This window comes from Polynucleobacter sp. 78F-HAINBA (genome assembly GCF_018882325.1).
In the GTDB taxonomy this organism is placed as follows: Bacteria; Pseudomonadota; Gammaproteobacteria; order Burkholderiales; family Burkholderiaceae; genus Polynucleobacter.
In genome coordinates, this window is record NZ_JACVOQ010000001.1 from 340082 (window position 1) to 358183 (window position 18102).

Annotated in this window: 19 protein-coding genes; 3 read left to right on the forward strand and 16 right to left on the reverse strand. The window is 44.7% G+C overall.

The annotated features are described in order from the left end of the window. Window positions 1-31: 31 nt before the first annotated feature. Genes trmB through ICN11_RS01755 form a run of 3 tightly spaced genes read right to left on the reverse strand, consistent with a single transcriptional unit; the run spans window position 32 to window position 2179 of the window. Window positions 32-871 carry a tRNA (guanosine(46)-N7)-methyltransferase TrmB gene (gene trmB, locus ICN11_RS01745; RefSeq protein WP_216228858.1) on the reverse strand — a complete coding sequence of 280 codons (840 nt, stop codon included), beginning with the start codon at window positions 869-871 and terminating at the stop codon, window positions 32-34. Continuing rightward, window positions 828-1286 carry a DUF2721 domain-containing protein gene (locus tag ICN11_RS01750; RefSeq protein ID WP_015420436.1) on the reverse strand — a complete coding sequence of 153 codons (459 nt, stop codon included), beginning with the start codon at window positions 1284-1286 and terminating at the stop codon, window positions 828-830. Before ICN11_RS01750 ends, trmB begins: the two co-directional genes overlap by 44 nt. Window positions 1287-1327: 41 nt before the next feature. Next, window positions 1328-2179 carry an undecaprenyl-diphosphate phosphatase gene (locus ICN11_RS01755; RefSeq protein WP_216228859.1) on the reverse strand — a complete coding sequence of 284 codons (852 nt, stop codon included), beginning with the start codon at window positions 2177-2179 and terminating at the stop codon, window positions 1328-1330. A gap of 121 nt (window positions 2180-2300) precedes the next feature. Between ICN11_RS01755 and ICN11_RS01760 the strand changes: the two genes are divergently transcribed. Then, window positions 2301-3911 (forward strand): TolC family protein, encoded by a 1611-nt coding sequence (locus ICN11_RS01760; protein WP_216228860.1) that lies wholly within the window; start codon window positions 2301-2303, stop codon window positions 3909-3911. A 19-nt stretch (window positions 3912-3930) separates the two neighbouring features. On the opposite strand, the gene waaC is transcribed toward ICN11_RS01760, so the two are convergent. The 5 genes from waaC to rfbB are packed head-to-tail and all read right to left on the reverse strand — an operon-like array spanning window position 3931 to window position 8544. Next, window positions 3931-4962, reverse strand: coding sequence for a lipopolysaccharide heptosyltransferase I (gene waaC, locus ICN11_RS01765; RefSeq protein ID WP_216228861.1), 1032 nt, complete (start codon window positions 4960-4962; stop codon window positions 3931-3933). A 41-nt stretch (window positions 4963-5003) separates the two neighbouring features. Beyond that, window positions 5004-5570 carry a dTDP-4-dehydrorhamnose 3,5-epimerase gene (gene rfbC, locus ICN11_RS01770; protein ID WP_216228862.1) on the reverse strand — a complete coding sequence of 189 codons (567 nt, stop codon included), beginning with the start codon at window positions 5568-5570 and terminating at the stop codon, window positions 5004-5006. Beyond that, on the reverse strand, window positions 5567-6490 hold the full coding sequence (gene rfbA, locus ICN11_RS01775) for a glucose-1-phosphate thymidylyltransferase RfbA (protein WP_216228924.1): 924 nt from the start codon (window positions 6488-6490) through the stop codon (window positions 5567-5569). The genes rfbC and rfbA overlap by 4 nt, the downstream gene beginning before the upstream one ends. A 25-nt stretch (window positions 6491-6515) precedes the next feature. Next, on the reverse strand, window positions 6516-7478 hold the full coding sequence (gene rfbD / locus ICN11_RS01780; RefSeq protein ID WP_216228863.1) for a dTDP-4-dehydrorhamnose reductase: 963 nt from the start codon (window positions 7476-7478) through the stop codon (window positions 6516-6518). Between the two features lie 7 nt (window positions 7479-7485). Beyond that, on the reverse strand, window positions 7486-8544 hold the full coding sequence (gene rfbB, locus ICN11_RS01785; protein WP_216228925.1) for a dTDP-glucose 4,6-dehydratase: 1059 nt from the start codon (window positions 8542-8544) through the stop codon (window positions 7486-7488). 108 nt (window positions 8545-8652) lie between these two features. Between rfbB and ICN11_RS01790 the strand changes: the two genes are divergently transcribed. Continuing rightward, window positions 8653-10059: a hypothetical protein gene (locus ICN11_RS01790; protein WP_216228864.1), complete on the forward strand. Its 1407-nt coding sequence runs from the start codon at window positions 8653-8655 to the stop codon at window positions 10057-10059. Here ICN11_RS01790 and ICN11_RS01795 read toward each other — a convergent pair. The 8 genes from ICN11_RS01795 to ICN11_RS01830 all read right to left on the reverse strand — a co-directional run bounded on the left by ICN11_RS01795 (window position 10034) and on the right by ICN11_RS01830 (window position 16525). Beyond that, complete coding sequence (locus tag ICN11_RS01795) at window positions 10034-10789, reverse strand: hypothetical protein (protein WP_216228865.1); 756 nt, start codon at window positions 10787-10789, stop codon at window positions 10034-10036. The two genes, ICN11_RS01790 and ICN11_RS01795, sit on opposite strands and share 26 nt — an antisense overlap. A 4-nt stretch (window positions 10790-10793) precedes the next feature. Next, window positions 10794-11693: a DUF6492 family protein gene (locus ICN11_RS01800; RefSeq protein ID WP_216863122.1), complete on the reverse strand. Its 900-nt coding sequence runs from the start codon at window positions 11691-11693 to the stop codon at window positions 10794-10796. 25 nt (window positions 11694-11718) lie between these two features. Then, entirely contained in the window at window positions 11719-13086 is a 1368-nt protein-coding gene (locus ICN11_RS01805) for a hypothetical protein (RefSeq protein ID WP_255539845.1), read from the reverse strand. Window positions 13087-13104: 18 nt separating this feature from the next. After that, window positions 13105-14085 carry an aspartate carbamoyltransferase catalytic subunit gene (locus ICN11_RS01810; protein ID WP_216228866.1) on the reverse strand — a complete coding sequence of 327 codons (981 nt, stop codon included), beginning with the start codon at window positions 14083-14085 and terminating at the stop codon, window positions 13105-13107. After that, complete coding sequence (gene pyrR, locus ICN11_RS01815) at window positions 14082-14588, reverse strand: bifunctional pyr operon transcriptional regulator/uracil phosphoribosyltransferase PyrR (protein WP_216228928.1); 507 nt, start codon at window positions 14586-14588, stop codon at window positions 14082-14084. The genes ICN11_RS01810 and pyrR overlap by 4 nt, the downstream gene beginning before the upstream one ends. A gap of 1 nt (window position 14589) precedes the next feature. Next, window positions 14590-14997, reverse strand: a complete 408-nt coding sequence (gene ruvX / locus ICN11_RS01820; protein WP_144050735.1) for a Holliday junction resolvase RuvX — start codon at window positions 14995-14997, stop codon at window positions 14590-14592. Between the two features lie 10 nt (window positions 14998-15007). After that, a complete protein-coding gene (locus tag ICN11_RS01825) occupies window positions 15008-15547 on the reverse strand; it encodes a YqgE/AlgH family protein (protein WP_255539854.1) in 540 nt (179 codons plus the stop codon). A 159-nt stretch (window positions 15548-15706) separates the two neighbouring features. Then, window positions 15707-16525 (reverse strand): YdcF family protein, encoded by an 819-nt coding sequence (locus ICN11_RS01830; protein WP_216228868.1) that lies wholly within the window; start codon window positions 16523-16525, stop codon window positions 15707-15709. Between the two features lie 79 nt (window positions 16526-16604). On the opposite strand from ICN11_RS01830, the gene ICN11_RS01835 reads away from it, so the two are divergent. Next, window positions 16605-18095, forward strand: coding sequence for a deoxyribodipyrimidine photo-lyase (locus ICN11_RS01835; RefSeq protein WP_216228869.1), 1491 nt, complete (start codon window positions 16605-16607; stop codon window positions 18093-18095). Window positions 18096-18102 lie beyond the last annotated feature (7 nt).

Sequence of the window (18102 nt, forward strand, 5' to 3'; positions counted from 1 at the left end):
AGCAAATCAATCAAGCCGCTTAATAGCGGCTTTATTTCTTTTTGTAAACCAAATCCCAAACTCCATGACCCAGCTTAATGCCGCGGTTCTCAAACTTGGTAATCGGTCGGTAAGCGGGTCTCTCTACGTATCCCGGATGCTGAGCGCTGAGCTGCTCTAGCGTAGGCCTGAATTCTTTTGAATCTTCAGATTTAGCTACATCTTCCGCTGTGAATGTCTCTACCTGCACTTGCTCGGAAGATGTATTAACAAGGGCTGATTCTGCATTTAATACCAAGAGCATTTGCTCGGCATAGTTATGCCAGTCGGTAGCCAAATGTAAATAGGCGCCAGGCTTGAGGCGTGAGACTAACAACTTCACAAACTCCGCCTGAATCAGACGACGCTTGTGATGACGCTTCTTATGCCAAGGATCTGCAAAATAAATATGAATGCCATCCAAAGAATTTGGGGCAAGCATCTTCTCCAGTACCTCAACCGCATCATGCCGAATCAATCGCAAATTAGTGAGATTGTTCTCGCCAATTAATTTCAGCAAAGCACCCACACCCGGTGGGTGTACTTCGATCGCCAAAAAATCATCTTCAGCGCGTAAAGCAGCAATTTTGGCAGTCGTCTCGCCCATCCCAAAACCAATCTCTAATATCTTAGGATGCGATGAACCATTGAATGCCTGCGGAAGATCTAATACCGTATCTTGAAACGGCACCAAGAACTGAGGACCTAAGTCATCGATGGCGCGCTGCTGACCAGCGGTTGTTCTGCCAGCCCTCAATACAAATGAGCGGATACGATCTGTTCTAGGAAAAGTCACTGTAGCAATACCTTTATTTTGGGAATGGAGTGTTCCACCCTGCTGAGCGATAGGCATAGACCACTTCACCTAAAACGATAGATAAGGATGTCATGAATGATATGAGACCAAGCACAAATGTCCAAATCACATAAGTAGCCTGCAAGGAACGCACGGCACCGGCTTGGAAGAAAAATAACTCTAAGACTGTTAAAGAAATAAATACACCACTTAAGACATCAAAAAAGATGGCAGCCGTACAAAGACGACCGCGTACCTTTGCCTCATTCGCCTCTTTCATCATATGCTTTAGGATGTCTGGATCCTGAATTCCGCCCTCCTGAATTCGGTGCTGAATAGCGCGCATACGATCTACTGATCGTGCTAAGCGGGCAGAGATCGCATTAATTAAGGTGGCTACTGCAGTTAATAAAAATACTGGGGCTAATGCCAGTTGAATGTTATTAGTAATAGCGTCAATCGATACATCCATATTTATTCCAATCTACGTCTATTAAATTTCATTGATTTAAATTAGTGAGACCAAGCCACGAGACCGGTGTATGCACTTACCAATACCAGCACACCAAAGACAATTCGATACCAGGCGAATGGAATGAAATTATGTCCAGCGACATAATGAATCAACCAGCGTACACAAATAAAAGCAGAGATAAAGGCGGCGATAAAGCCCACCACAATTGCTAAAGTAAAGTCACCAGATAAGGACACTGGATTTTTCCAAAGCTTGAGAAGTTCGTAAGCAGTTGCACCACCGATCACGGGAATTGCTAGGAAGAAAGAAAACTCGGTCGCCACTGCACGAGACAAACCAAATAACATACCGCCAATAATGGTTGCGCCCGAACGAGAGGTTCCCGGAATCAATGCGGCACATTGAGCAAGGCCAACCTTCAGCGCATCTGAAGGGGTTAAATCATCAACTGACTGAATATGAGACTTAAGCGGCGAATGCATCAGTTTGGTTTGACGGCGTTCAGCCCAAAAAATGACCAACGCACCCAATATAAAAGCACTTGCTACCGGGATAGGAGCAAACAATACCGCTTTAATGTGCTTGCCAAATACAAACGCCAAGCCCAATGCCGGAATGGAGGCAATCAGGAGATTGAGAATAAAACGACGGGAAATCGCGCTACTTTTGACAGTAGAGGCGACTTTCCAGAGCTTTTCACGAAACTCCCAGCAAACCGCCAAAATGGCTCCAAACTGAATGATGACTTCGAAGGCCTTGCCCCGTTCGTCATTGAAGTCGAGTAAATCACCCACCAAAATGAGATGTCCCGTGCTAGAGATGGGCAAAAACTCTGTTAAGCCTTCCACTACCCCCAGTATTAAGGCCTTGCCTAGCAAAATTAGATCCATAATCGCAATTTTATAGATAGATCAAACCCTTGGAGGGGATTTGGCAAAATGGTAACCAATTAAGGCGTTATACACAAATAAGCCTTAAACTTCATGGCACATAAAAACGTATCTGAATGAGATGAACCCGCCCCGCTTTCGCCTTTCGAAACTCAGCACCTTAGGTTTACTCCTAAGCCAGGCGCTCGGACTCAGCTTCATCTCACCAAGCACCTTTGCACAAAGCGCTAATGGGGCCAAGCCTTCATTGCCAACCCCCATGAGTGCACAGTCCTTAGTGGGCCTAGATATGCCACCTCAAATGGTGATCGCCCCAAAACCAGCCATACCCAGTAGCCCAGCACCCTCAAACCTGAGTGGAAATGCTGCCAACGTTGGGCAAGCTTCAGATCTGATTCGTCTCTATCAAGAGGCAGCATTTAGCGATCCCGTCTTAAATGCTGCGCGCTTTAACTATCAAGCCAGCAAAGAACTCTATTGGCAGGGTTTGTCACTCTTATTGCCACAAGCTACAGCCGTTCCTGGTGGGACTCGCTACTATCAACATACCGCAGGTAATCAACCGGCTAACTCGTATTCAGGTTCGCGGGTGTACGACCAAAAAAACTATACCGTCACCCTCACTCAACCTGTCTTCAATATGGCAGCATTTGAGGCATTTAAACAAGGCGACCTCAATACCAAAATTGCCGACATGCGCTTTTACTTAGCGCAGCAAGATTTAATCATTCGCGTATCCCAGGCCTACTTCGATGCACTCACTAGCCAAGATAACGTAGAGCTCTATCGGAATAAAAAAGGATTAATTAAGCAACAACTAGAAATTGCTCAAGCCAAGTTTGATACTGGACTAGCAACTATTGTTGACGTTAATACCGCACAAGCAGCCCTAGACCTTGCTAACTCTCAAGAAATTGCTGCTCAAGCCGATCTGATTGTTAAGAGAGGTGTCTTAGAGCAATTAGTGGGCCACCCTGTCGGCGCTCTAAAGCCACTTATCAAAGAGGCTAAGATTGATGGGGTTCTCAAAGACCCTCGCTCTAAGTCAAAAGATGGCAATGGGATTCCAATTGCAGATAGCGTTAATCCTCAGCTACCCAAAGGGCAAACTTTGGAAGACTGGATCAACCAAGCAGAGACCGCAAACTTTAATGTGCTTGCTGGCCAACTATCTGTCAACTTAGCCGAAAGTACTTATAAAGCCTCGCAAGCGCTGAACTATCCCTCTCTGAATTTCGTGGGCACAGCGGGTTACAACACATCCAATGGAACGGCCAATAGCTTAACCCCGTCACAAACAAATATTTATAACAACACGATCGCCTTACAGATGACTATCCCATTGGTCTCTGGTGGATACAACAGCTCACTCATTCGTCAAAACGCAGCATTGCTAGACGCTGCTAAAGCAAACTATGACAATGCACGCCGTACCGCGGCCCAAAGTACCCGTGCAGCATTTACTGGCTTCTATGGCGGACTGGCAAGTGTTAAAGCCTACGAGGCTGCAGAACGCTCATCCACTTCGGCGCTTGAATCTAGCAAGCTCGGATTTCAGGTGGGAACTTTGATCAACATTGATGTGTTGATCGCATTAGATACCGTGATCACCACCCGCTCACAATTACAGCAGGCTCGCTACAACACGATTCTCAATGCCATTAAGCTAAAAGCCCATGCAGCAGCACTATCAGATGAAGATCTAGTTGCTATCAATACTTTGCTGCGCTAAAAAAATAATCAGTAAATATTTAAGCTTGATCTAAAAGCTTTAAAGATGCATTAAGAACCTCTTGAACGCTTGGTGGATTTTGAATATCGCCCACGTTACAGATTTGACTAGACCAATAACCTTCAGTCTTCCAACGTGGTGAGTCACAATAGATTTCGACAGTCGGTTTATCAAGTACTGCCGATAAATGGGTCAGGCCAGTATCCACCCCCAAAGTTAAAGCTGCTCCAGCAATTACCGAAAATGCCTCTTCAATAGAAAAGGCTGGCGGCACTAGGGCCCCAGGAATCTGAGCAGCCAGCAATTGGCTAACAGATTTTTCTGTGGCATTCCCCCAAGGGAAAACCAGTTGACATCCTCGAGCAGATAAGCCTTTACCCAGCGCAATCCAATTGTCATTAGACCAACGCTTAGCTTCTCGAGCCGTAGAGTGGAAACACAATATATAAGGTGTTTTCAAACCTTCAACCATAGCTTTTGGAATGCTTTCTACAAATGCTTTGGGGTAAAACTGTGGCGCATCACTTCTATGTAGCAACGGCCAATCTAAGGCAGAGCACATTACCCAACGTGAACGATCTACCGCATGGCACTGTGTTGGAACTTGTACTGATTGGTTATAGAAAGATCTGGCGAGGGGCTCATAACCTGAAAACTCTGTGGCATTAGCAAGACCAGCAACCACTGCGCTAGAACTTTTTTTAGCTAGTGAGCATACGATGGCAGATTTAAGAAGCCCTTGGGTTTCAATCAATACGTCATATGTGGTGGCTTGAAGTGCTCTTCGAAACGAAAAAAACTTTTTCCATGTTGCCAATCTAAAGAGATTTTTCTTCCAGCGACGTAAGCCAAAAGGAATGATGTGATCAATCCCCCGAAAACCATCACGCGATAATAGGGGCTCAAGTAAGTGGACATAGCCTTCTTCCACCACCCAATCAATTTGAGCGTCTGGTAAGTGTGCACGCAAATCGCACACAATTGGCAAGTTATGCAATACATCCCCGAGAGAGGATAGTTTTACCAACAGGATTTTGGGGGAAGCGCTCATGCGAGCATTATCTTATCTTTTAAAAGCAGCCCTAAATTTACTTAAAACTTAGGAGCGTTATCCCACGATAAACCAGCAGAATCTTTGGCATTCATATTCGGGGTGGCACCTTTAGGCAAGGGCCATTCGATGGCTACAGTCGGGTCATTCCAAGCCAAGCAGGCCTCACTTTGAGGGTGATAGTAATCTGTAGTTTTGTAGAGAAACTCCGCAGTTTCAGATAAGACTAAAAAACCATGAGCGAGACCCGCCGGTATCCATAACTGCTTATGGTTCTGAGCGCTTAACTCGACGCCAACCCACTTTCCGTATGTCGGCGAAGATTTACGAATATCGACCGCGACATCAAAAACACTTCCAGCCACAACTCTCACTAGCTTTTCCTGTGCTTGCTCTAGCTGGTAATGCAAGCCACGTAATGTCCATTGGCGTGAAAAGGAGTGGTTATCTTGCACAAACTCCACATTCAAACTAGTAGTAGCAGAAAAATCTTGCGCATTAAAGGACTCGGCAAACCAACCGCGCTCATCCCCAAAGACTTTAGGCTCGACTACCAGTACATCATGAATAGCAGTCGGCGTTATCTGGAGCTTAGAAGACGCAGTCATCCAACCACTTTCTTATGAGATAAAGAAACCGGTTGCGCAGAAGTGTTGAGCTCATTCAATATTTTGCTCAAGTATTGGCCATAACTATTCTTACTTAACTGAGCAGCTACTTTTTGTACTGTTTCAGCGCTAATCCAGCCCTGACGGTAGGCAATCTCTTCAGGGCATGCCACCATAAGGCCTTGGCGTTTCTGCAGTGTGGCAATAAAGCCTGCAGCATCCAATAAAGAATCGTGCGTTCCAGTATCTAACCAGGCAAAACCACGACCCATAATTTCTACACTGAGCTCATTCTTTTCAAGGTAAACGCGATTGACATCGGTAATCTCGAGCTCACCACGTGCACTTGGTTTAATCGAAGAGGCAATATCGCACACTTGATTGTCATAGAAATAGAGTCCTGTTACTGCATAACTACTTCGCGACTTAAGGGGCTTCTCTTCAATAGACAATGCTTTGTAATCTTTATCAAATTCAACAACGCCATATCGCTCAGGATCATTCACGTGATAAGCAAAGACTGTTGCACCACTAGCGCGCTCATTAGCGCTGTTGAGCTGATCAACCAATTCATGGCCATAAAAAATATTATCTCCAAGAACTAAGGCGCTTGGATTATTACCTACGAAATTTTTACCCAGATTAAAAGCTTGAGCCAATCCATCAGGAGAAGGCTGAACACAATACTCAATATTTAGACCCCATTGAGAACCATCCTCGAGCAACTCGGCAAAACGTGGCGTGTCATGCGGCGTAGAAATCAACAAAATATCCCGAATGCCAGCAAGCATTAGGGTTGTCAAAGGGTAATAAACCATGGGCTTGTCATAGACAGGCATCAGCTGCTTGGATACAGCTTGAGTCACTGGATATAAGCGAGTGCCAGAGCCTCCCGCCAAAATAATGCCTTTACGATTCATGTGATTTAGTGCCATAGCATTCTTTCTAGATAAGTCCGTCTTTAGCCAAATTAGTGACATAAGAGCGGAGAGCCTCATCCCAAGGCTGTTTTAATTGTTCCAATTTTGACATATCACCCCGACCCTCAAACACCTGATGGAGCTTATCAGTGGACATCCTTGAATTCATGGGTCTTGAGGCTGGCAAAGGGTATTCCACAGCAAGAATAGGTTTAATAGCGCTTGGATGAGTCTTCAGTGTTGCCCCAGCATCCAGGGCTACTTGCACAGCCAAACACGCTAAACCATGCCAAGTAGTCTCACCGGTAGGAACCGCATGATAGATGCCCGATGACAATTTTCTTAAGCGAGCATGTTCATCCAGGACCAAGTTCAAACTCACCTGCGCTAACCAATTGGCACTCGTGGGAACGCCAAACTGGTCATGAATGATTTTCAACTCTTCACGCTCTTTCGCTAATCGCAAAATAGTGCGAATGAAATTACTGCCCTCACCATATACCCAGCTGGTTCTAAAAATAGTGTATTGCCCAGTACCTTGAGCTTGAGAAAACACCTTTGTAATGGCCTCTTCCCCTGCGGCTTTACTTTTACCGTAAACACCCAAAGGATTGCGTAAATCATCTTCTAGATAAAAACCATATTTCTCACCATCAAACACATAGTCAGTGGAGTAATGCAAGAAGGTCGCATTGTGATCAGCAGCATATTGAGCCATGATTTCTGGAGCTTTTGCATTGATAGCAAAAGCTAAATCGAATTCTGTCTCCGCCCTATCGACTGCCGTATATGCTGAAGCATTAATAATCAATTGTGGCTGAAATTGATTCAGCAGCTGAGTAAGCGCTTCCTCATTAGCAAGATCACATTCGGAGCGTCCAGCATACTGAACAACAGGCTTAGCAAGTAATGTTGAGGTGCGTACGCCCAACTCTTCTTGGAAGGCTTTTCCAAATTGGCCATCCTTGCCAAATACGAGGATCTTCATTTGCTCTTTAGTTGTACTGCTTAGAAAGCCAGTCACGGTAAGAGCCACTGACTACACCCTCAATCCAAACGGGGTTATCTAAATACCATTGCACCGTTTTACGAATGCCCGTGTCAAAGGTCTCTGCCGGCCGCCAGCCAAGCTCACGCTCTATCTTGCCAGCATCAATTGCATAACGACGATCATGCCCAGGACGATCTTTAACGTAAGTAATTTGATCTATGTATGACTTGCCATCGATACGAGGTTTTAGCTCATCCAAAATTATGCAGATAGTTTTAACTACCTCAATATTAGCCTTTTCATTCCAGCCACCAATGTTGTAAGTCTCGCCCAACTTGCCTTTGGCCAATACTTCACGAATCGCAGAGCAGTGATCGCCAACATAGAGCCAATCACGAATCTGCTGACCATCACCATAAATTGGCAATGGTTTTCCATTAAGTGCATTGAGAATCACCAATGGAATTAATTTCTCCGGGAAGTGATATGGGCCGTAGTTATTCGAGCAATTGGTCGTCACTACTGGGAAGCCATAAGTATGAAACCACGCACGGACCAAATGGTCAGAAGCAGCCTTAGAGGCGGAGTATGGGCTATTAGGCTCATAGGAATTGGTTTCTGTAAATGCGGGATCAGTAGCAGATAAGGAGCCATAAACTTCATCAGTGGACACATGATGAAAGCGGAAGGCATTCTTGGAGGATGCAGATAAACCACTCCAATACTCACGAGCACATTCAAGGAGATTGAAAGTGCCAACAATATTGGTTGTCACAAATTCAGCAGGCCCGTGAATTGAGCGATCAACATGGCTCTCGGCAGCAAAATTAATGATAGCGCGGGGTTGGTACTCTTTTAATAACCTAGTAACCAACACTTGATCGCCAATATCACCATGGACAAAGATATGACGCAAATCATCTTTCAAAGATGCAAGGGTAGCTAAATTACCCGCATAGGTCAGCTTATCTAGATTAATAATACCCTCATTGCCTGGCACTTTTAGCCAATCTAAGACGAAATTGCCCCCAATAAAGCCAGCGCCACCGGTTACTAAAATCATCATAATTTTCTCTAAGGATGAGATTTTATATATTAATAGATTTTACCCTCGACATCTTCACAATAAGGGTCTAAGTCAAATTCTGAGCAATAATCATGGGCATATTGTGTGGATAAGCAGAAAATGAACTTAAATTTACAACGATTTCAAAAAATTACAGCGCTTCTTCTGCTTCTTATCCTTATTCCACTTTGGAATACCCCACACACGATTGCCGGAAGATATTTCTGCGAAGGATTTCTATTAATTCTAGTTTTTACATATAAATCTGATTGGAAGACTTTTTTCCTAGCAAACAAAGCTCTAGCCTTTTTCTTCGTTTATTTATTTATACAGCTCATATTTTTTTCTAAGAATTATGAGATCGCTTTCAATAACTTTCGCGCTGAGTGGATGCACTTTATTCTGTTTTCAATCATTGGCGCAGGCGTAGGGCAACTTCTAGAGAAATGGGGCTCCACCAAGATCCTTCTCTTTCTTGGCATTGCGTTTTCTATACCCCTTTACACTCATCTGATACTGTCATCTATTAAAGGCGTCCAGATTAACTCAATACCTTGGGGTTATTGGGGGATAAATGAGATACATGGGGACTTAGGATACACAGCTCTGCAAGCCTCGATATTTTTATTTACCTATTTGCTATATCAAACGAAATCTAGATTTTTGAAGTTGGTAACAATCATTCTTCTTGCCGCATGTATATTTTCACCCCTGTTGGCATCTAGCCGAGGGGGAACAGGATTCGTCCTCATTGGAATTCTCTTTATATCCCTCGCCTACTTCTTTATAGGAGAGGGATATAAAGTCAGCCTGAGAAATAAGCTTATAGGGGCTATATCAGTTTTTATTCTGATTGCAGCCACCTACCAAATTGGACTAATAAATGATCCAAATAGATGGGGCGGGATTATCTCCAGAGTTTCCCTTGGATTTGAGGGTGATCCAAACAAACTCTATTGCGAAGGTATAGGCACCCTAGAATCAACCCTCAAATCCAAAGGAGTGGCAATTACTCCCGAAATTCAAAAAGGCTTAAGTAGCATTGTGGATGGAGATGGTGCTCGGATAATGGCTGCGCGATCTGGCGCTTCTCTAACAATTCAAAACCCAATGGGTATAGACCAATCAAGACAGTCTTATCAACAGGCTATTACAAAATCATGTAATATTGCCCCCGCTATATACATTTCACATACACATAATGCCTGGATAGATACCGCGCTCGCAATTGGAATCCCAGGTTCTGCATTACTTTTATTGGTACTCTTAACTTATCTGAGTAAAGGATGGGGCGCACTCATATCGAACATGCCATCCGTCACTCCATTCGGCATGGCGCTCTTCGCCAGCTCCTTTTTATGGATCTTAAGGGGCCTTCTTGATTCGACACAGAGAGATCAGATGTTAGAAATGCAGGCTTTTGTGTTGGCTCTTTTACTGGGAATAATTATTGCCAAAGGTCTCAAATACAAGGAGAATAAAAGAACTAATGTTTATAAAACAATAGCTTAAATTCTGAATTTTGAGAAACAAGCCAAGCCCGAAATCTCTCTTTCAGACGCCTAACCCTAGAGTCTTTGTAATACTTTCCAGACCCGCCTCCCATCCCACAAACGACTGGAGGAATTTCAAAGAGAAAACGGCTCAACTTTTCTCGTGTCACCATCTCAAGAAACCTTTCCTCTATACCAATGCCTGATGGCCCTCCAATACCAATGTGGGCTTTTGATAAATGATTGACATAGAAGTCTTTATCAATCATATAAAACCTTGTATCGACATACTCCAGTTGACTTTTTTTAAAAGAAAAAACATTTGAAAAAAAAGCTTGGCATACGAAATGTCCATTCCAAGATTGAATACATTCTAAAAAATTATCAACCCAAAGTTTAGCCGTGCATTTTACAAACCACTGCGATTGTAGCAGAGTTTTTGAATGCTCTAAGGCGTAACGGATAATTTCCCCCTCTCCATACCCCTTTCCATGCAAACGAATCAGATCTGGGTCATTACTAAAAGAGATGCATTCAATGTTCGCGCCTGGAAAACGCTCCAACACCAAGAGAGAAAAATCAAAGCCAGACCCGTCACACAACACATATTTATTTTGTGGAGAGATATCCAACCACTTTTGAATTGACTCTAAAGTGTGGAATACCCTTAATTTCTCATCCTTCAGCTGAACGGATTGATCCATTGCAGTAACACTTGAAGTTAGAAGGATTGGTGGCAATTTATCCATAAATCTATAGGTAACTCTGTAGAAATCTACCAAAACGCTTGATTCTTCGCAATAGGCGAGAAGGAAGTGATTTGTTTGGGGCGCCAAGATGCCCATCCATATCCCACGCAGACTGATATATCACTCCGAAATAGTGCTTCGCCAATTTAGCTTCGGTTTCACCTAAACGCTTCATCAAGAAATACTGCCAGTCATAGTGATATGTTCTAAATAGGGGTTCAATTGCAATCAGGGGAATGGCGCAATATTTCATGAGCGCCTCACCATAGATTAATGACTCTGGATGCTCTGGTGTAATGAGATCCCAAATACTAATACTTTTGGGCTGTAAGTATTCTTGATCTAAAGATTGCCAAACTTTTGCCGACCAGTTAAATGGAGCTGGTGCGCAATAAAAATGAGGGCCAACTCGATTAAACAATTTCTGAACACGCTCAGCCTCTACTCTGAGGTCATGCTCCACTTTGTGGTGACCACGATTAGTGGCAAGCTGAAATAGCTCTTTATTCTGATGCAAAACTGTATAAGGTACATTAGCATCTGTCACAAAATCAGATTGCTTGAAGTCGCGAACAAATTTGCTATCTGAATCCAAGCAAAGGTAGTTTTCAGCTAAACCCAAACGCCAAAATTCTGCTTTGACAATTTGCTGAGAAAGCCCTCCAGGCATTTCACGATATTTAACTAAATCAGCACGGGGATTAGTGGCAACGATTTCTTCATCTGCCACCCAATCGTAATCAACTTTACCGATTACTTCTTCCAATAATGCCTTCTCGGAAGCTGGTGTAGAGATATAAAAAGGAATGTGATCAACGTTGTGTCGCTTGACCGACTCTAAGAGCCTCTTCAGGCGCAAGAAATCCCGTGAGTAGGATTTGCAATAAAGAACAAAGTTGTTCAAATGGATTCCTGTTCTTTATTTTTGTTTATTTAGATCTGTTTTGCACTTGAGTCAAAATCGTAGAAACTGCCTGGTCTACCCCAATGGGCTTCCAAACCGGTTGAATCAACTGCCGATTACTCCAATCTATCCAGATTTTTTCCAAAGCCATCTCGATCTCGGTGGCCTCGCTCTGCGGACTAAGATAGGCCCCTCTATATAGCAACATTTGATCTAACTGTGGGTTGCGATGGGTAATTCCCCAGATTGGTCGAGCCGTCCACAGGTAATCGTAGAACTTAGATGGGATATATTCAGCACACCACTCATCGTTACCATGCAGCAAGATTAAAACATCAGCAGCTTGCATTTTTTCAGCCACCTGCTCACGACCAGATTTGCCAGTCACAGGATCTTTTTCCAAACGACCATGTGCCAGTAAAACATCTTCAAAACCCAATTGCTTTATTGCATCGATCGATAATGAATCCAATGGCGCGCCATAAGCATGCACTCGAATCTGATCTCGGGCTTCTGGATATTTTTTTAACAAAGGCACCAAGGCCTTAAGAATGGTAGAAAGTGAGCGGTCATTTGCCAAGGAGCCAAAATGACATAAGTTAAGTTGTTCTGTGTAACGGTGTGATTGATTAGCATCTAGACTTCCAGGGGGCTCAGCACCTGGGGTCACTACAAAACCATGCGCATTATTAAGGGTGTTCAGATTTGGGTTACGCACCTTGGCGTAATGCAAAGCCCCATCGGTAAACCACCAGACTTTGTCAGAAAACCGAGTGAGTTGACTTTCTAAATAGTGACGAAAGCGGGCATCCCGGTTTTTAGGCTTTTCAAAACCCTGATCCTCTGGATTCTTACGGATTACCAAAGGATCATGAACCTCAGAAATCAACTCAATGCCCGTCACCTTCTTTAACCAAACTCCAGTGAGGTGGGCGGACCATGCGCTGCCTACTGAAAAAACAACATCTACTTTACCAGCACGTATTAAGCGCCATCCATGAAAGAAGGCGGGCAGCGCCCAAGACCACTGACTTGAGTAACCAAGCAATAACTTCTCAACTGCAATTAAGGGTGAAAGTAATAACGACACTGTTCTAGTCATTAATTTATAAATCAAGCCGCGACCATACTTATTGGCAACCCAGTGACGAAAGTCAAAACGAAATCCTGATGGACCCCAAGCAATGAATTGGTAATGTGGGAAACGCCGGTCTTTTATTCCGGTAATTGCACTAAATACAATGGGCTCGACACCAGCCTCCAAAAGATATGGAATTTTGTCGGTAATAGTCAAACTTGCAGCACGCCCATCCATATTAAATGCATGGGTCAAGATCAGCCAACGCTTCTTGTCGATCACTGCTGGCAACTGTATGGCGCTTTGAGTGCTCAAGTGCTATGTCCGATCTGACTAGTTACCAGCAACGATAGACATCACTGCCATACGCACTGCAATACCAAAGGTGACTTGATTGAGGATGACTGACTGCGGACCATCTGCTACAGCGGAATCAATCTCCACACCACGATTCATAGGGCCTGGGTGCATCACAATGGCATCGGGCTTAGCCAGAGCTAAACGTGCTGAAGTTAAGCCATATTGCTTGAAGAACGCATCACCCTCTGGGACCTGACCAGCTTCCATACGCTCTTTCTGGATACGCAAGGTCATGACTACATCAACACCCTTAAGGCCTTCTTCCATGCTGTGAAAGACTTTCACTCCCAGCATATCTAAATCACTTGGCAAAAGACTCTCAGGACCAATCGCACGAATATCTGTACAACCCAAGGTTCTCAAAGCACAGATATTGGATTTGGCAACTCGGCTATGCACAATATCGCCCACGATAGCGACCTTTAAGCCACTAAAGTCCCTCTTGAAATGGCGCATCGTATACATATCCAATAAACCTTGAGTTGGATGCTGATGGCTACCATCACCTGCGTTCACAACGTGCACATGAGATGGCACATGCTGCGCAATTTCAATCGGAGCCCTGGAGGTGCTATGGCGCACTACAAAAATATCTGCTTGCATTGCCACTAAGTTATCAATCGTATCCAACAAGCTTTCGCCTTTAGCAGTTGAGGATGTGGAGATATCTAAATTAATGACATCTGCTGATAAGCGTTTAGCGGCGATTTCAAAAGTAGTGCGAGTACGAGTGGAATTTTCGAAGAACAGATTAAAGACGCTCTTGCCCCGCAATAGTGGCACTTTTTTTACTTCTCTAGCAAGATCAGTAACGCTCACAAACTGCTGGGCGGTATCAAGGATATGGAGGATTTGCTCCTTTGGTAAACCTTCTAAAGTCAACAAATGAGTTAACTCACCAGCGGCATTGAATTGATTTACTGAAGTAATCACTGAATTATTAATGCCGCTCATTCTGCACGCTCCTCTAATTGGAAGCTGAACTTACCAGCATCATTTTTTTCTAGAACTAAAATTTGATTTTCAGGAACGCTCACTTGCTCTCCCACAAAGTCAGCTGAAATTGGTAATTCACGATTCTCACGATCCGCCAAAACCATCAACTCCACTTGCGCAGGTCTACCAAAATCAAACAACTCATTGAGTGCTGCTCGAACCGTGCGGCCAGTGAGCAAAACATCATCAATCAAAATCACATTTGCGCCATTGACCTCAAAAGGAAGATGGGTGGACATTGTGCTGGCAGTACGGAGCGCTGTCATGCCCTTCTCGGCATAGTCATCTCGATGAAACGCTACATTGATTACGCCAAAGTGAGGCAAATTGAGGTCAGCGGCTAAACGTTCTGCAATCCAAGCTCCGCCCATTGCAAGACCAGCCAACTCAAATAAATCACCAGCCTTTATGCGCTGACTCAAGGTCTCTAATAATTTCAGATAGGACTGCTCTGCATTCATCTCAACTAATCCAATTCTTTTCAAGAAAATACTGCTCCAAAATCAAGGCCGCAGACTCGGCATCCAAATTGTCTCGCATGTCTGGATCTCCCTCTAAAACAGCAGAGGTATAACGCTCATCAACCCAATCGACCGGCAACTGAAAGCGTCCGTGCAACTGGTTACCAAAGCGACGGGCCTTGGCACTCATTTCATGCTCAGTACCGTCAGGATGGCACGGCATTCCCACCACCAGCTGATTTGGCTGCCACTCTTTGATGAGGACCTGAATAGCTCTAAAACGCACATCCTCAGATGGCTCCGCAATCATCTTCAAAGGCTGACCGGCTTTAGTCAGAGTATTGCCAACAGCAATACCAATGCGCCGTGTGCCATAGTCAAAAGCCATGATGGTGAGTTCCTTATCCATCTTGGCACCCTCAGGCATGCCCTGCCTCACCCGATAAATGAGAGGGGTCAAATCCCAAAAGGCTCATCGTTCGTTCGTAACGCTGGCTAGAAGGCGTATTAAAAATAATTTCAATCATTTGTTGCTGGGACAGGGGCACGTTTATCCAACCATTAAGAGTAATCTCTTCTTCAAGCTGTCCAGCGCTCCAACCCGCATAACCCAAAGTCATTAAGAATTTACTGGGTCCAAAACCGGCTGCCACCGCCTCAAGCACATCCTTAGATGTAGTCATGGTTAGACCGCCCGGAACCGCTAAGGAAGAGCTATAAGCCACCTCTGTAGTGGGCTCATGCAAGACAAAGCCGCGCTCAATTTGCACTGGGCCGCCAAAATAGACCGGCTGATCCGATACCGGCTCAGCTTCCAGCTTGACCTCAATTTTTTCAAATAAGGCGCCCATATCAAGCTCGGTCGGGCGATTGATCACCAATCCCATGGCACCCCGCTCGGTATGCTCAAAAAGATAAATGACGGAACCCGCAAAATTGGGGTCAACCATGCCTGGCATGGCAATTAAGAATTGGTTTGCTAGATGATCAGCGGAATAAGCAATTGAGGACCCAATAGCAGAAGCTTGGGTAGTCTGGGCGGGCGTTGTAGCTTGACCCACAGGGGCTTTTTTAGCCATATTCATGTGGGTTTATTTTACCGAATTCCCCCGCCTGAGCTAGATCTTTCCGGTAATCCAATAGGCTAAAAGACCAATCCCTTCATGCATCGCCTTATTCCAGTTTTGCACACCATCCTCCAGGTCAAACTTACCCCAGCGTAGCTGGTTACTAGTTTGGTAGTCCACCGGAACCGGAATCACCTCCACCCCCTGTTTTTGGAAAATCTTTACCGATCTGAACATATGTGATGCCGAAGTAATCAGGAGCCAAGGTTTTGGGGGTGCATCAGACTCTTTGGCAGCTTTAGCACCCAACTCCAAGATCATGGGCCTCATCAATATGACATTTTCATAAGTATTACGAGATTGATTTTCATAATGGGCGTTTTTATCTGGCAAACCCTGCTCCGCTACCAGCTGTTTGAAGGCATCCGCCTCTGAAATGCCCTTGGGAGAGAGGCGCCCGGAGAAGCCGCTAAAGATAAAAGGGAGATCGGGGTACTTACGAATAAGCTCAAAGGCTTTGGTGACACGCTCAGCCGAGGAATAGATTGATATCTCACCACGATCCACTGCAATCTCACCGCCCTCAATGGCACCGCCCAAAATAATGATCCCACCAAAGTCCGCCTCTGACATCTGCGCAAGCTGAACCTTGGGCACGCTATCTTCGAGAGTTCTTAAAAGGACCTCAGAAGTGGGCAACCATCCAACCAGCAATAAGTCTGCCAAAGCGAGTAGCAAGAATCGTTTGCACAAATGAGTTTTTCTAAGACTCAGAAATAACAGGCTGAGTACTACAAAAACAATCAACCAATTAAGTGGCTCAATGCAAAACTGCACCACTTTTGAAAATACGAAAAATAATGTATCCATTAGCTATCAGTCTATTTAATAAGCAGGATATTACTCGTAAGCCCAGCGAAGGTCTCCAATAAGCCCTAATATAGGGGCTATGCAAAAAGCTCTCGTTTGGCTCCGTCGCGACCTGCGTCTCTATGACAATGCAGCGCTTCACCACGCCCTTACCAATAACGCCCAGGTCTGGATGACCTTCATCTTCGATACTGAGATCCTTGAGCCACTGAAGGTCGATGATCAGGCGAGCGGTGGTTTAACGCACGATCGACGCGTCGATTTCATTTGGCAGGGCTTGCAACAAATTGATGCACAGTTACGTAAACAGGGCGGCGGACTGATTGTTCAGTTTGGTAAGCCCACTACGTGTATTCCGAAGATAGCTGAGACTTTGGGTGTCAATACTGTGTATACCAACCATGACTACGAGCCATCAGCGATTGCCCGTGATCACTCTGTGGGAGCTTCATTAGAAAAGCTTGGGATTGATTTTGAGACTTTTAAAGATCAAGTCATTTTTGAGAAGAAAGAAATTCTCACCAATTCCAATACGGTGTTCTCAATCTTCACGCCATACAAAAATAATTGGCTCAAGACGCTGCAAGAAAAAGATATTGCGGCCTATGACTGCACACCCAAAAAAGGGCAATTCGCAGCCATCCCAAGCACTTTGGAATCCCCCCTCCCATCATTAGAGTCTATGGGCTTTAGCCCAACCGGTATTGAAACCTATCTACCACCGGGATCTGAAGGTGGCCAAAGCTTCTTAGAAGATTTCCTCCACCGCATCGATCAATATCAAATTGGCCGAGACTTCCCTGCGATTAAGGGTGTGAGTTATCTATCCACCCATCTGCGCTTTGGCATGCTATCTATTAGAGGCTTGGTAAGAGAAGCACATCGCCGCATGCTGGCAGGCAGCATGGGTGCAACAATCTGGTTGAGCGAACTGATCTGGCGTGATTTTTATTTCATGATTCTGGCGAACCATCCGCGTCTTGCTGAAGGCGCAGCCTTCAAGCCTGACTATGACAATATCGAATGGGAAAGCGGTGCCATTGCCAAGAAGTTATTTAAAGCCTGGTGTGATGGCAAAACGGGCTATCCATTAGTAGATGCAGCCATGCATCAACTGAATCAAAGCGGGTATATGCATAACCGCTTACGGATGGTGGTTGCGAGCTTTCTGACCAAAGATCTAGGAATTGATTGGCGCTGGGGTGAGATGTATTTTGCAAAACATCTTAATGACTTCGAGCTATCGTCCAATAATGGCGGCTGGCAATGGGCCTCCTCTTCCGGATGCGATGCACAACCCTACTTCCGCATCTTTAATCCGATTACCCAATCCCAAAAGTTTGACCCTGAAGGAAAGTTCATTCGTCGCTATTTACCGCAGCTCGACAAACTCTCCAAGAAATCTATTCATGCGCCTTGGGAAGCCGGCCATATTGAACTGGAGGCTGCTGGTATTCTGCTTGGTCGTGACTATCCCCTACCAGTTGTTAATCACGATGAAGCGCGCAAAAAGACCTTGGTGCGCTACAGCGTAGTTAAAAAAGTGACTCCCGAGGAATTCACAACTTAATTACGGG